This window comes from Tateyamaria sp. GN1-10 (assembly GCF_055693845.1).
This window is the reverse complement of record NZ_JBVFUR010000004.1, coordinates 3,366,287-3,380,958: the sequence shown is the minus strand read 5'-3', so window position 1 is coordinate 3,380,958 and position 14,672 is coordinate 3,366,287. Positions and strand designations below refer to the sequence as shown.

Annotated in this window: 11 protein-coding genes and 2 pseudogenes; 2 read left to right on the top strand and 11 right to left on the bottom strand. The window is 60.6% G+C overall.

The window, feature by feature from the left end; all coding sequences use genetic code 11:
• Positions 1-34 precede the first annotated feature (34 nt).
• The 7 genes and pseudogenes from ACZ1HN_RS18865 to ACZ1HN_RS18835 form a co-directional block, all read right to left on the bottom strand.
• Positions 35-1,410 (bottom strand): annotated as a pseudogene (locus tag ACZ1HN_RS18865) (FGGY-family carbohydrate kinase).
• Positions 1,407-1,721 (bottom strand): L-rhamnose mutarotase, encoded by a 315-nt coding sequence (gene rhaM / locus ACZ1HN_RS18860; RefSeq protein ID WP_472728597.1) that lies wholly within the window; start codon positions 1,719-1,721, stop codon positions 1,407-1,409. Before rhaM ends, ACZ1HN_RS18865 begins: the two are co-directional and overlap by 4 nt.
• Positions 1,722-2,705 carry an ABC transporter permease gene (locus tag ACZ1HN_RS18855; RefSeq protein ID WP_472728596.1) on the bottom strand — a complete coding sequence of 328 codons (984 nt, stop codon included), beginning with the start codon at positions 2,703-2,705 and terminating at the stop codon, positions 1,722-1,724.
• Positions 2,702-3,685, bottom strand: coding sequence for an ABC transporter permease (locus ACZ1HN_RS18850; protein ID WP_472728595.1), 984 nt, complete (start codon positions 3,683-3,685; stop codon positions 2,702-2,704). The genes ACZ1HN_RS18855 and ACZ1HN_RS18850 overlap by 4 nt, the downstream gene beginning before the upstream one ends.
• Positions 3,679-5,229 (bottom strand): sugar ABC transporter ATP-binding protein, encoded by a 1,551-nt coding sequence (locus ACZ1HN_RS18845; RefSeq protein WP_472728594.1) that lies wholly within the window; start codon positions 5,227-5,229, stop codon positions 3,679-3,681. Before ACZ1HN_RS18845 ends, ACZ1HN_RS18850 begins: the two co-directional genes overlap by 7 nt.
• A gap of 70 nt (positions 5,230-5,299) precedes the next feature.
• Positions 5,300-6,301 carry a rhamnose ABC transporter substrate-binding protein gene (gene rhaS, locus ACZ1HN_RS18840; protein ID WP_472728593.1) on the bottom strand — a complete coding sequence of 334 codons (1,002 nt, stop codon included), beginning with the start codon at positions 6,299-6,301 and terminating at the stop codon, positions 5,300-5,302.
• A gap of 36 nt (positions 6,302-6,337) precedes the next feature.
• Complete coding sequence (locus tag ACZ1HN_RS18835) at positions 6,338-7,135, bottom strand: DeoR/GlpR family DNA-binding transcription regulator (RefSeq protein ID WP_472728592.1); 798 nt, start codon at positions 7,133-7,135, stop codon at positions 6,338-6,340.
• A gap of 186 nt (positions 7,136-7,321) precedes the next feature.
• Between ACZ1HN_RS18835 and ACZ1HN_RS18830 the strand changes: the two genes are divergently transcribed.
• A complete protein-coding gene (locus tag ACZ1HN_RS18830) occupies positions 7,322-9,424 on the top strand; it encodes a bifunctional rhamnulose-1-phosphate aldolase/short-chain dehydrogenase (RefSeq protein ID WP_472728591.1) in 2,103 nt (700 codons plus the stop codon).
• Positions 9,425-9,433: 9 nt separating this feature from the next.
• The gene (locus tag ACZ1HN_RS18825; protein WP_472728590.1) at positions 9,434-10,714 is read left to right on the top strand and encodes an L-rhamnose isomerase; all 1,281 of its coding nucleotides are present in this window, start codon (positions 9,434-9,436) and stop codon (positions 10,712-10,714) included.
• Here the strand turns inward: ACZ1HN_RS18825 and ACZ1HN_RS18820 are convergent.
• From ACZ1HN_RS18820 to ACZ1HN_RS18805, 4 genes and pseudogenes are all read right to left on the bottom strand, one after another.
• Positions 10,677-11,778 (bottom strand): annotated as a pseudogene (locus tag ACZ1HN_RS18820) (SPFH domain-containing protein). The gene ACZ1HN_RS18825 and the pseudogene ACZ1HN_RS18820 sit on opposite strands and share 38 nt — an antisense overlap.
• Before the next feature lie 72 nt (positions 11,779-11,850).
• Positions 11,851-12,495 (bottom strand): DUF4241 domain-containing protein, encoded by a 645-nt coding sequence (locus tag ACZ1HN_RS18815; RefSeq protein WP_472728589.1) that lies wholly within the window; start codon positions 12,493-12,495, stop codon positions 11,851-11,853.
• A complete protein-coding gene (locus tag ACZ1HN_RS18810; RefSeq protein WP_472728588.1) occupies positions 12,492-13,454 on the bottom strand; it encodes a DUF2927 domain-containing protein in 963 nt (320 codons plus the stop codon). Before ACZ1HN_RS18810 ends, ACZ1HN_RS18815 begins: the two co-directional genes overlap by 4 nt.
• Before the next feature lie 10 nt (positions 13,455-13,464).
• Positions 13,465-14,661, bottom strand: coding sequence for a toxic anion resistance protein (locus tag ACZ1HN_RS18805; protein WP_472728587.1), 1,197 nt, complete (start codon positions 14,659-14,661; stop codon positions 13,465-13,467).
• Between the last annotated feature and the right edge of the window lie 11 nt (positions 14,662-14,672).

Here is a 14,672-nt window from a genome sequence, read left to right as displayed (position 1 = left end):
TGGGACCTTTGCGAATGGGGACTGTGTTACCGGCTTAGTGCCCGCCGACAAGGTCTGACCATCTGCGCGCGTAGGCGGCGTGGTCTTTGGCGGCGGATATGGTCGGTTCTGTCTGCAACGCTTCGGTCGAGCTGTCCGTCATGCGGGCCAGCAAGGCGGCGCCTTCGCTGGTGCCGGTGGTGCTGGTCATGGCGTGCACGGCTGTCCCGGTCGCTGAGGCCAGCATTTTCAGGTAGCTGGTATTTCTTGCGAACGGTCCTTCGACGAACACCGGCCCTTGGTGTCCGGTCAGTGTCAGGCAGTGGGAGGTGATCAGTGCCAGGTAGAAGCTGACACAGGCGCTGCGCAAGCCTGTTCCGGGCGCAGGCTCTGTGCCGACCCAGCGGGCCGACATGCCCTGGAACGGGCCGGTGTCGGAGACGATGGCGGGCAGCAGCATGGGGCCTTCGTTGAGTGCGGTCGCGATGTCTGTGTCATCCGGCTCAACGCTGTTGCCTTGCATCAGGATGTCGTGTTCGCGCCCCCCATGAACCGGGCCGACGGCACAGGGTCACCAAGGGCGTTCACGTTGACCAGCGTGTCCTTGGTGGGGTCGAGTGTGACCGTGTCCCCGCCGATGGTCATGCAGATCACCCATGTACCGGTTGACACAACGTTGAACGGTGGGGTGCGTGCCACCAGATGTGCAAGAAGCGAGGCGTTGGAATCGTGGATGCCGCAATAGACTGGGGTGTCATGCGGCAGGTCGGTCTGTTGTGCGATGGAAGGCAAAATGAGCCCAAGCACCGCGTTTGGTTTGCGGGTGGAGGCGAGCTGCCGTTCGATCCCAAGCCTTGCGACCAGGGATGATGGCTGTCCCTTGAACGGGTTCCACAGGTCGGTGTGGCACCCAAGTGACGTGACATCCGTTGCGGCGATGCCTGTCAGCCTATAGCCCCAATACTGTGGATAGGTCACGATGTGGCGTGTCAGTGCCTTCAGTCCGGGATCTGTATCGAACTGCCAGAACAGTTGCGCGCCGATGTTCAGACCACCGCTGAGCCTTGGGGTGCCGGTTTCTGCGAAGGGGGGACGAATTGCATTATACGCCTCGTTCAGGGCGTCCGGGCCGGTATGTTCGTAGTCGAGGATCGGGGCAGCGAGCCCGCCGTCCTGTCCGATCAGGGCGATGGATGCGCCGTGGGTCGTTATCGAAATCGCGTCAACGCGGTGCGTCGCGTGAAACCGGGCAAGCGCGTCCAGCAGGAAACCCCAGTGCCCGTCCACGTCGAAATGCGGCCAGGGTGGTCCGGGGATCACCGTGTTTGGGCGGGTGACCACGGCCAGTTCTGTCAATGTGTCCAGATCGACAAGGGCCAGCTTGGCGTTGGTCTTGCCGATGTCGATGACGGCGACGTGGGTGCGGGTCATGGCATATGAAACATGGGCGTCAGGGGCACTGCGACCGGGGCATTGTCGGGATGGGTGTCCATGATATCGGCCATGTGTGCCCACCACTTTTGCATGATGTCATGGCCGGGCAGGGCATCCATTCGGTGATCATCCCTGCGCCAGAGCACGCCGAAAAGGCAGTTTGTTTCTTCATCCAGGTGGATCGAATAATCCGAGATACTTGCCTGTTTCAGCAGGGCGACCAGTTCTGGCCAGATATCATCATGTCGCTTGATGTATTCATCCCGGCAACCGGGGTTCAGGCGCATTCTGAAGGCGTATTTCTCCATTCACCCTCTCCATTTCTGCCAGAGCCGTGGCAGCGCGATGACCGAGATCAGCAGCGCGCCGATCACGATGGACATCACGATACCCGGCACGTTCAGCAGACCCAGACCAAAGGTCACCAATCCCATGACAAAGGCTGCGATCACCACTCCGAGGATGGAACCTGAACCGCCAAGAATACTAACGCCGCCCAGCACGACCATGGTGACAATCTCAAGCTCCCACCCGAAGGCGATGGAGGGACGGGTCGAGCCAAGCCGGGAGGTCAAGCAGACCGCGGCGATGCCGGACATCAGGCCTGTCAGCAGGAACAAGGTGAATTTCACGCGGGCCACGCGAATACCGGAAAACAGCGCGCCTGTCGGGTTGCTGCCGATGGCATAGACAGCACGCCCGAAATTCGTCTTGTGCAGCAGGATGGCGTGGATCAGGGCGAGGATGGCGAACAGCACAAATTCAAAAGAGATCACCCAGAACACGTAGCCCTGCCCGAAAAAGGCAAAATCGGGTGGATAGCCGCGATAGGCCTGATCGCCCAACACGATATAGCTGATGCCGCGAAACAGGCTCATCGTGCCGATGGTCACGACGATGGAGGGCAGGCCCATGACTGTCACCAAAAACCCGTTGAACGCCCCGCAAATCAGTCCGACCCCAAGCCCGATCAACACAAGGCCAGGTGTATCCACCCCGAACTGAACGGCCGCCCCCATGGCGGTTGAGGCGAGTGCGATGATGGATGCAACGCTCAGATCAATTTCGCCCGAGATGATCAGCAGTGCCATGGCAAAGGCAATCATCGCCTTTTCGGTGAAGTTGAAGGTCGCGTCGCTGAGGTTCCAGGCGTTGAGGAAGTAGGGGGAGGCAAAGCTGTTGGCGATGAACACCGCGACGGCCACAAGGATCAGCAGGCTTTCCCAGCTTTTCAGGTGCCGTTCGAGCGGCGATTGCAGCCGGTCCGGTATGAAACGTGTTCTGTCGGTCATGTGGCATGCTCGGCGCGTTTCAGGATGATGCGCCCCTTTTCCCGGTTTGCTTGCGCATTGAGCGCCACCGCGATGATGATCGCGCCACCCGAGATGGCGAGCTGCCAGAAGGGCGAGATATCCACCACGGGCAGTGCGTTCTTGATGACCCCGAGGAACAGCGCGCCCAGCATGGCCCCCATCACGGTGCCGATCCCGCCCATGATTGCGACGCCACCGATCACACAGGCGGCGACAACGTCCAATTCAAACCCGCCTGCAAGATCGACGTAGGCCACCGCGTAGCGGGACACCCAGAGATAGCCGGTCAGCCCGGCAAGCGCGCCCGAGATGGTGAAGGCCCAGAACTGCGTCCGCCCAACGTCGATGCCTGCATAGGTCGCGGCATGGGGATTGCCCCCAGCGGCATAGAATGCCCGGCCCAGCGTCGTGCGCGCCATCACAATCGAAAACAGGAGAACGGCGAGGATGGCGATCCAGCTCATGGTCGGCAGGCCGAGGAATGTGGCGCGGGTGAAGGCTTTGAACCCGTCGCCGATCTCGTGACTGTTCACCCATTTCCCGTCAGAAATCACGAAGATCAGACCACGGAAAATCGTCATTGTCCCTAGTGTCACGACGATGGGCGGAATGGCGAGTTTCCAGACAAGGATGCCGTTCACCATGCCCAAGACCGCCCCCAGTGAAATGGCGATGGCGATGATGATCGGAACGGGCAGGCCGGGCATGGCCACGTTGAGCATGGCCACAACCATCCCCGTCAAGGCGAGGTTGGCCGCCACGCTGAGGTCAATGCATTTTGTCAGGATGACGATCATTTGCCCGATGGCCAGCAGGATCAGCGGGGACGTGTCGTTGAACACGTTGCCGAGGTTTTGCGGCGTCACGAAGGCCGGGAACCGTGTGGAGATGACCGCGAGCAACAGAATGATTGCCCCTGCCAATAGCGCTTCGCGCGAGGTGAGAAGACGTTTCAGCATGGCAGCGTCCCCTTGATCCCGGCGGCATGGCGCACCAGCGTTTCGGGGGTCATGTCATCGGCGCCAAGCTCTGCCGCCATCCGCCCCTCGCGCATGACGATGACGCGATCCGACATACCAAGGACTTCGGGGATTTCGGAACTGACCATGATGACGGCCAGACCCTGGGCCGCCAGTTCAGCCATGAACGCGTGCACCGCTGCCTTCGATCCGATGTCGATGCCCTTGGTTGGTTCGTCCAGAATGATGACCTTGGGCTGGGTGGCGAGCCATTTGGCGATCACGACCTTTTGCTGGTTGCCACCTGACAGGTTGCCCACGGGCGTGTCGAGCGAGGCTGCACGCAGGTCGAGCCGTTCGGTGTAGTCGCGCGCCAGTTTGAATTCTTCGGCAAGGCGTAGAAACCCGGAGTGGGATGTGCGGCCTAAAGAGGGCAGGGTGACGTTCTGAAAAATGGGCAGCGCGCCGATGGTGCCCTGCCTGCCGCGATCTTCGGGGACGTAGACGATGCCGTTGGCGACTGCATCAGCGGGTGAGCGGATGTCGACGGTCGCACCGTCGATTGTTGTAGTTCCGCCAGAGCGGCGGGTGATCCCGAACAGCGCCTGCATGAACTCGGATCGGCCCGCGCCCACGAGACCATAAAACCCAAGGATTTCGCCACGATGCAGGGTGAACGTTATGTCCGCAAACTCGGTGGGGTGCGCGTATCCTTTGACCGCGAGAACCTCGTCTCCGATATTCGGTGTCCGGGTCGGGAAGATCTGGCTGACATCCCGGCCCACCATCATCTTGACCAGTTCGGCTTCGGTGACAGCGCTGATTATGCCGTCTCCAACCAGCTCACCGTCGCGGAAGACAGTGTAGCGATCTGCGATGCGGAAAATCTCATCGAATTTGTGGCTGATGAAGAGGATTGCCTTGCCCTGCGCCTTGAGCGTTTCGACAAGCGCGTAGAGTTCTTCGATCTCGTTCTGGCTAAGGGCGGCGGTGGGTTCGTCCATGATCACCACACGGGCGTCGATGGACAGGGCGCGTGCGATGGCTACAAGGTGCTTGTTGGCGATGCCCAGATCCTTGAGCTTGTGCGTCGGATCAATTGCAGCGCCGATGCCGCGCAGGATATCCGCCGCCTGATCCATCATGGCGGCGGTGTCGATCAGGCCGAACCGGCCGCGCGGCGCATGGCCGAGAAAGATGTTTTCGGCCACCGACAATTCGTCAAACAGGACAGTTTCCTGGTGGATGGCGGTGACGCCTGCCGCCCCGGCGGCCTGCGGTGTTGGAAAGGCGATGGCCGTGCCATCCAGCGTGATGCTGCCCCCATCGGGCTGATAGATGCCCGTCAGGATCTTGACCACCGTGGATTTGCCCGCGCCGTTTTCGCCAACGAGGGCCGTCACTTGCCCCGGATAGAGGCGCAACGATACGTCGGACAGGGCTTTGACACCGGGAAACAGCTTGGTCACGCCCTCAAGTGCGATGACCGGAATGGCGTTGCCCTTCGATGGACCGGAAAGATCGGTTTCTGATTGCATCAGCATCGGGTCTGGGGTCCGCCGGAAAATGCCCCGGCGCGATGCGTGCTGCACCGTGCCGGGGCCAGGGGGAGTATCAGAAGATCGACTTGAACTGGTCGATATTCGAGGCGTCATAGACAAACGGGTCCGCCATGGCGGCCGCGTTTGTATCGTCCAGCGTGACCGATCCCATGCGCCCCATCGGAATCTCGGACCCCGGTTCGGCGGTTGCCGCTTCGGTGGCAAGCGCGTGGGCGATCATCGTGGCCGAGTAGCCCAGGTCGATCGGGTTCCAGATCGCGAACGATTTGGACGCGCCTGACTCGATGGCACCCGCCATCTCGGAGGGCAGGCCCAGGCCTGTCACGTTGATCTCACCCGCTTTTCCGGCATCGGCGACGGCTTGTGCGGCGGCGACGATCCCGACGCTTGTGGGTGCGATGATGGCATCCAGATCGGGGTGGGACTGCATCAGGCCCTGCGCCTCGCGATAGGATTTGTCGGCCAGGTCGTCGCCGTAGACCGTGCTCACCACGTTGATGCCGGGATAGTTGCCCATCACCTTGTTCATCTCTTCGATCCAGATGTTCTGGTTCGTTGCGGTGGCTGAGGCGGACAGCACGGCCACTTCGCCACCGTCAGGCAGGTGATCGGCGGCCAGCTTGATGATCATGTTGCCGATCAGGGCGTTCGATGACGGGTTGAGATGCATCTGCCGCCCGTCCTCGGCCACACCGGAGTCCCAAGAGATCACGGTGATCCCGCGCTGCATGGCGCGTTTGAGGGCTGGCACCAGCGCATCTGGGTCATTGGCTGAGATCGCGATGGCATCGACGCCTTGGGCGATCAGGGAATTGATCACCTCGATCTGGCCTTCGGCTGTCGTGTCGGTGGGGCCGGTATAGATGATCTCGACATTGCCAAGTTCGGTTGCGGCCTCTTCCGCGCCTTCGGCAGCGGCTTCGAAGAACCCGATGCCAAGCGCTTTGACCACCAAAGCAATACGCATGTTGTCTTGCGCCATGGCGCTTGTGCCCAGCAGGCTTGCGCCCAGGCTGAGGCCCGCAACCAGCGACGTAAATGTCCTACGTTTCATTTCAATCCTCCCAAATTGTCTTTTGCACGAGGCCGGTTAAGAGACCTCCTCCTGACCGCTGCCCGGTTGGGCAACGACCAGCGTCACGTCCGCAGCGTCCAGCATGGCTGCCGCTTTGTCCGAGATGCCTTCATCCGTGATGACAGTGGTGATGCGGTTGAGCGGGCAGAGCACGAGGCTGGACCGCTGTTCAAATTTTGAACTGTCGACAAGCACGACCAGTTCGTCGGCTTGCCCAATCAGCTTCTGTTCTGCCTGGATCAGCAAGGGATCCGCTTCCATCAGGCCAAGCGGGCCAAGCCCCTGCGCCCCCATGAACATGCGCTTGGCATAGAAATTGCGCGTCACGTCATTGTCGAAGGGGGACAGGATGATGTTTTGTTCGCGGTAGATCGTTCCGCCCGACAGCATGATTGTGTTTTTCGAATGCTTTAGCAGATGTTCGGCAATCGGAAACGAGTTGGTGAACACCTGACAGCGGCGCGTCGCCAGCGGGTGCACCATCTGAAAGGTGGTGGTGCCGCCATTGATAATGATGGAATCGCCGTCTTCGCAAAGGTCCACCGCCGCCCGGGCAATGGCCTGCTTTTCGGAGGTCCGCATGGTTTCGTTGACAGCAAAGGTGCGTCCGGCCAGCCCGACAAACTGCGGCGGATTGATCGCCTCGGCGCCGCCGCGCACGCGGCGCAGCTTCTGTTGAATGTGAAGCGTGGCGATGTCCCGGCGGATGGTCGCCTCGGACGCGCCGGTCAGGTTGCAGAGTTCAACAACGGTCGCAACCGGCCGGTCCTGTACCGCGGACAGAATGATCCTATGCCGTTCTTTTTCGTGCATGATGCCTCCCGTTGACAAAGCCTGTGCAGATTCTGAAGATTCTGTCAATCACAAACAATCAATAGCAGTCATTAATGTGCATTTTGAGATTGATAATGATTGAAAATGATTGACATAGTGCCGCAATCTGATCACACACGCTATGGGTGGTGAGCTGCCCGCTGGCCGCCGGACCGGGAGGATGTCGTGCTGAAAACCTTCGAAGATCAGCTGCTTGAAAACCGTTGGGACAACAATGCGGCGGCGGGGCTGAGCGAATCCGAGCTGCTGCTGTATCGGTCGAATATCCTTGGCGCAGACAAGCGTGTGACGAACTATGGTGGCGGGAACACCTCGGCCAAGGTCATGGAAACCGATCCGCTGACCGGGCAAGAGGTCGAGGTTCTTTGGGTCAAGGGGTCGGGCGGTGACATCGGGTCGATGACGCGCGACGGTTTTGCGACCCTGTATATGGACAAGCTGCACGCCTTGAAGTCGTTGTATCGCGGGGTCTATTTCGAGGATGAAATGGTTGGCTACTTGCCCCATTGTACCTTCCGTCTGAACCCGCGCGCCGCGTCGATCGACACGCCACTGCACGCCTATGTGCCGCGCACGCATGTCGATCACGTACATGCGGACGCCATCATTGCGATTGCCGCGTCCGAGAATTCGAAGGCGCTGACGCAGGATATTTTTGGCGACCGGATTGGTTGGCTGCCGTGGAAGCGGCCGGGATATGAGCTTGGGTTGTGGCTTGAGGCGTTTTGCAAGGACAACCCGGAGGCTGATGGCGTTGTGCTTGAGAGCCACGGGCTTTTTACCTGGGGCGATACGGCGCAGGCCTGCTATGACACGACCATTGATATCATCAATGTCGCGACGGCCTGGTTGAGCGAAAAGACGGATGGTGTGCCGGCATTCGGTGGAGCGGTGCACGACAGTTTGCCTACGGCGGAACGCCGTGCTGTCGCCGCGCAGTTGATGCCCGCGATCCGCGGCTTCGTCAGCGGTAATCAGCATATGGTGGGGCATTTCGACGACAGTGACGCTGTGCTGGACTTCGTCAATGCGCGTGACATGCCGTCCCTCGCGGCCCTTGGCACATCCTGTCCTGACCATTTTCTGCGCACCAAGATCCGCCCGCTGGTGATCAATTTCGATCCGGCAAAGGGGAATGTGGACGAGGTGTTGGCGGGCCTGCCCGCGCAAGTCGCAGCCTACCGCGATGGCTATACCGCCTATTATGACCGGTGCAAACGCCCCGACAGTCCGGCCATGCGCGACCCCAATGCGGTTGTCTACCTGGTCCCCGGGGTTGGCATGATCACCTTTGCCAACAACAAGGCCACGGCCCGCATTTCGGGTGAGTTTTATATCAACGCGATCAACGTGATGCGGGGCGCGTCGGCGGTCAGCACCTATCAGGGTCTGCCTGAGCAGGAAGCGTTCGACATCGAATACTGGCTTTTGGAAGAGGCCAAACTGCAGCGTATGCCGAAGCCGAAATCGCTGGCGGGACGTGTGGCACTGGTCACCGGCGGTGCGGGCGGTATTGGGGCAGCCACGGCCGAGCAGTATCTGCGCGCGGGCGCGTGCGTGATGCTGGCCGATATCAATGCCGAGGGGGTGGAGGCCGTCAAGGACCGGCTTGTGCAATCCCACGGTGCGGATGTGGTGCGCGCGACGATCATGGATGTCACGGACGAGCCGGCCGTGATCCGCGCCATGGCGGACGCTGCCGTGGAATTCGGTGGTATCGACATTCTGGTATCAAACGCAGGCATAGCGTCATCCGCACCGGTGGAAGAGACCACGCTCGCACTGTGGAACCGGAACATGGATATCCTGAGCACCGGTTACTTTCTGGTCAGCCGTGAAGCGTTCAAGCTCATGCGCGTGCAGGACATGGGGGGCTCAATCGTCTTTGTCGCGTCCAAGAATGGCTTGGCCGCGTCGCCCAACGCCTCGGCCTATTGCACGGCCAAGGCGGCGGAAATCCATCTGGCGCGATGTCTTGCGCTGGAAGGGGCGGAGGCCGGTATCCGGGTCAATGTCGTCAATCCCGATGCCGTATTGCGCGGCTCGAAAATCTGGGAAGGCGAGTGGTTGGAGCAGCGGGCGGATACCTATGGTACCGACAAGGAGGGGCTTGAGAAGATGTACCGGCAACGCTCCATGCTCAAACTCTCGGTTCTGCCCGAGGACATTGCCGAGGCGTGCTATTTCTTTGCCTGCGATACTTCGTCGAAATCTACGGGTAACATCCTGAACGTGGATGCCGGAAACGTGCAGGCGTTCACGCGGTAGGAGGGGCAGATGGGGTACGACAGCGCAAGGGATGTCTTTGCTGAGTGGGGTGTTGATACCGAAGCGGCGATCCGCCAGCTCACGACCATCCCGATTTCCATGCACTGCTGGCAGGGGGACGATGTGGTTGGGTTCGAACCCAAGACAGGCACATCCGGTGGCGGCATTCAGGCCACGGGCAATCACCCCGGTCGCGCGCGTACGCCCGACGAGTTACGGGCCGATCTGGAATTTGCGTATGCGATGATCCCCGGCAAGCACCGTCTGAACCTGCATGCCATGTATATGGACACGGATGAGGCACCCGACCGGGACGCGATTGAATACCGTCATTTCGCGCCCTGGGTTGATTGGGCAATGGAGCAGGCGATTGGCCTCGACTTCAATCCGACCTTTTTTGCCCATGAGAAGGCGGACGATAACCTGACCCTCTCGCACCCCGATCAGGGTATCCGCGATTTCTGGATCGAACATGGGCGCCGCACGCGAGAGATCGCAGCGCAGATTGGCGCGGCTCTTGGGACGCCGTGCATCAACAACATTTGGGTGCCCGACGGGTACAAGGATATTCCCGTTGATCGCATGGCTGCGCGGGCACGGCTGGAGGCGTCGTTGAATGAGATGCTGGTGCAGCCGCTGTCAGGTATGCGCGACGCGGTGGAATCAAAGCTGTTCGGGATCGGGGTCGAGGCTTGTACCGTGGGCAGTCACGAATTCTATCTGGGCTATGCGATACGCAAGGGCACGCTCTTGTGCCTTGATATGGGGCACTTTCATCCGACCGAGAACATAGCGGACAAGCTGAGTGCGGTGGCACTGTCGCTGGATAAAATCCTGCTGCACGTCTCGCGCCCGATGCGGTGGGACAGTGACCATGTGATCCTGCTGAACGACGATATCCTGACCATGGCGCATGAGTTGGTCAGTGCCGACCTGCTGGGTCGGACGCGTATCGGGCTGGATTTCTTTGATGCCACGATCAGCCGTACGGCGGCCTGGGTCATCGGAACACGCAACATGCAGAAGGCGCTGTTGCGTGCGCTGCTGACGCCCTTCGATCGGTTGCGGCAGGCCGAAACCGCGCTCGACTTCACGACGCGGCTGACCATGACCGAGGAATTCAAGGACCTGCCATTTGGCGATATCTGGTCCGAATTCTGTCGCCGCAGCGACCGTCCCAATGGACTGGGTCTGATCCGCGAACTTGATTCTGTATCAAGCTCGCGTTGCCGACCGCGGCTAGGACCGTTTCTTACGCGCCGGGCGGAGGGGGCGGGGGCAGAATGGTGAAGAGTTGGGCAAGCTCGGTCACGTCCTCGGCCTTCATCCAGCCGTCCTGACCCGCCGTCCAGACATAGGTCTCGCGGCTCAGCTCACCTGCGGCGGCCATGCGCCCCAACTGGGCTTTGGAAAACGGCCCATTGGTTTCGCCGTTTTCGGCCACGTGCCAGACATGTTCGACCGGCGGAGGGGTGGTGCGGCTGCAGCAGGTTGACGTGCGCCCCACGGACCGCTGGATGCCATTTGGCCCATCTGCATGCCCATGGCCGCCCCAAGGCCCGCTTGCATCGCACCACTTGCATCGCCACCGTCGCGGCTCAACGCTTCCGCCGCTTGGAACTGCATGTATTCGTTCAGATTTCCGATCACACCCATGGAGGACCGTTTGTCCATCACCTCTTCGACCGCCGGGGGAGTGAGATGTTTTCGATGTAGAGCTCGGGCAGGGTCAGGCCGTATTCAGCGATCTGTGCGCTGATTTCCTTGGCGACCAGTTGTCCCAGCTCGCGGGTGTTGGCCGCCATGTCGAGCACCGGAATGCCCGATTTGGCAAGGCTGCGCGACATTTCCTGCACGATGATGTTGCGGATCTGGAAGCTGATCTCGTCCATGGTGAACTCACCATCGGTGCCGACGATCTCGACCAGGAAGCGGGCGGGGTCAGCCACCTTGACCGAATAGGTGCCGAAGGCGCGCAAACGCACGGGGCCAAATTCAGGATCACGGCAGATGATCGGGTTCTTGGTGCCCCATTTCAGATCGTTGAACCGGGTTGTGTTGACGAAATACACCTCGGACTTGAACGGGCTTTTAAAGCCGTGATCCCAGTGCTGCAGCGTCGTCATGATGGGCATGTTGTTGGTCTCAAGCATGTAGAGACCGGGGGTGAACACATCGGCCAGTTGCCCTTCGTGAACAAAGACCGCCGATTGCCCTTCGCGCACCGTCAGCTTGGCGCCGTACTTGATCTCGTGGCCCTCACGCTCGAACCGCCAGACCATGGTGTCGCGGCTGTCGTCCACCCAGTGGATGACGTCGATGAATTCGCCGGAGAGGAAGTCGAAAATGCCCATTGGATTACTCCTGCCTGTGTTGCCCACAAGGATACGTGGCCTTGAAGGGGTGATTGGTGAAACGAGGCCAGCTCATTCGCTGCCCCCGGTTGAGGTGCAAGGGGTGGGCAGCAACCAGTTCCCGTCCGCGTCCTTACCCATGAAATCTGCGTAGATCGCAACCATCGCACCATCCGATGCGTGCAAGCTGGCCACTGGATAACCGCCGTCACCCCACCCGGTCTGAAAGGCCGGAAAAACATGGCCACCGGGCAATTTCAGGAATTTGGCAAAGCTGTGAGCGCCGTCGATTTGCGGCTCCATAAAGCCGCCATAGAGGTCGCCTGTTTCTGTTGCTATCCTATCGAGTGCTTCGGCGGCCTTGCGATCCAGAAAGGCACCTGTACCTGTGTCCACTGGCATGGTTGCCAGATCCTTGCCGCAGCTGGGGTCCGCATCCGAAAAAATCAGGGCGGCCTTGGACACGCGTCCGGTTTCGTCATCGAAAAAGGCGTGAAAATCCGCAGGCCCGTCGGGCACATCAATGTATGGCCAGGAATAGCTTGGCTCGTAAGTCAGACTGTCCACTCCGATGATCGGACCATCCGGATCGTAGCTTCCGATCCGTGTTTCTTTCAGGGGCTGTTGCGTATGTGTCGTGATCCAGTCCACCGCGCCGGGGCCCGCTTGGGCGTCCAACGGTAGAAGGATGAGAAGGGCAGCGGTTCGGATTGTCACAGCCCAGGCTCCGTTACCTCACGGGCGAGGGTGCGCACGATCGGACGCGCCTCGGCCAGGCCCATGCCTGGGCGCAAGCGGTCGTCGTAGAGCATCCCCAAGAGGTGGACATCATGGTCCGTGAGCAGCGCAAATTCGTCATCATCGTTGAAGATTGAGGGGCGCGCGTCCGGGCTGTCATTGGCGAGGCCCAGCCCTTGGGCCAGTTCCTCATGAATGCAGGACAGGCGCAGCAGATCGGGGTTTTCCGACCGGATCACGGCGACCGCGGCCGTATAGGTCGACCGTTCCGACCCACTGGCATAAGCCGCCACCGCGCAATAGGCGTCGGTCGGCAGGTCACGCACCGGGCCAAGGTTGACCCGGTTTACACCCGGTAGGTCTGTTGCCCGAGCGTTCAGTGTGTCTGTTCGATCATCGTCCGAGACGAAGAACACGAGGAAGTTGGGGTTGTTGGAGACCGAGACCGGGTGGCCTGTCGCCCGCGACAGCCGGCGTGCGTAGGCGATTACGTCATTGGTGTCGCGCGTGCGTTGGCTGGGCGGTACTGATGCGCCAAATTCGATCCCGATGCGCACGGGCTCAGACCAGCGGCGCAGGGCGCTGGACGATCCAGGGCGTATGCCAGGACCTGCGTATTCGTTGAAGAACACGATCTCTTCGAAGTTGCGCGCCAGCATGTCAGAGGTAAAGGGCGTATCAGGCCCGCCGCCGTCCTGTCGTAGCAATCCAGCGGTCAGCTGGCTGGATTGCACCTGTGCGAGGTAGGCGCGCAAAGCCGCACTTTCCTGCGATGTGGCCTGCACGTCAGGCACCGGCGGGGGCACCAGACCGGCTGGCCGCACCTTGGGCGTCAGCACGGGTTCCACCGGCATGAACAGATCGCAGGCCGCAAGCAGACCCAGGGCGACAAGGCCGCCCCATACTCTGATCCTGCTTTTGGTCTGTGTCCCTGCCATCGTGGCGAAATCAGCCCGGAACGGCGGTGCCAGCGTTGTCGCCAACACCGTCTTTGCGGGCCTTGGCCGAGGCCAGCGTGTCGCGCAGTTCGGTTTCCATCTTCTTCAGCTCTTCCTCGGCTGCGGCGCGCTTGGCCTTGCCTTCGTCTGCGATCTGCAGCGACTCTTCGATGGTGCCGATCAGGTCTGCATTCGCTTGCTTAACCGCTTCGATGTCAAAGACGCCGCGCTCCATCTCTTTGCGGATCATCTTGTTGCTTTCGCGCAGGTTGGCCGCGTTGGCGGTCAGCAATTCGTTGGTCAGGTCGTTGGCGTCGCGCACGGCGGCGGCCGCTTCGGCGCTGCGCTGGATCGTGACGGCCTGTGCCAGCTGCGTTTCCCACAGAGGCACGGTGTTGACGAGGGTCGAGTTGATCTTGGTCACCAGCGACTTGTCGTTTTCCTGCACCAGCCGGATCGAGGGCAGGGATTGCATTGTCACCTGCCGCGTCAGTTTTAGATCATGCACCCGGCGCTCTAGATCGTCGCGGGCGGCGCGCAGATCGCGCAGTTCCTGTGCGACCATGACCTGATCATCCTCGGCTGCGGCCTGCACATCTGCCTCTTTCGCGGGGATGATCGTGTCGTCCAGTTCCTTGATCTTCTCTTCGCCCGCCGCGATGTAAAGCGCCAGCTCGTCATAGAATTGCAGCGTCTTTTCATAGAGCAGGTCGAGGGACTTGATGTCCTTCAGGAGCGTATGTTCATGCGCCAGCAGGTCATCAGTGATGCGGTCGATCTGGTCCTGCACGGTTTCGAACTTGGCGGTGAATTTGGCGAAAGGTGCCGCGCGACCGATCAGTTTTTCCCAGAAACTGCGTTCGCGGCGCACGTCCAATTCGGATACGGAAAAGCCGCGGATGGTGGTGACGATGTTGCGCAAGCTGTCGCCCGCTGGACCGACATCCTTGTTGCGCACATCCTGCAACATGGCCTGACTGATTTCCTGCAGCTCGGCTTGGGCGGCGGACCCGAAGGACACGATGGATTGCGTGTCCTCCATGTCGATCTCGTCCATACGGGCACGGATTTCTGCACCCACGGGCGCGTCGGCCTGTTCCAGCGGTACGATGGCGGTGGCCTCGGCAGGTTCAGGCAGCACGACGGCTGTCACCTCTTCAACCTGCGCAAGTGCGGCTTCGGCTTTTTGACGAACTGTTTCGGACATGTATGCCCCCT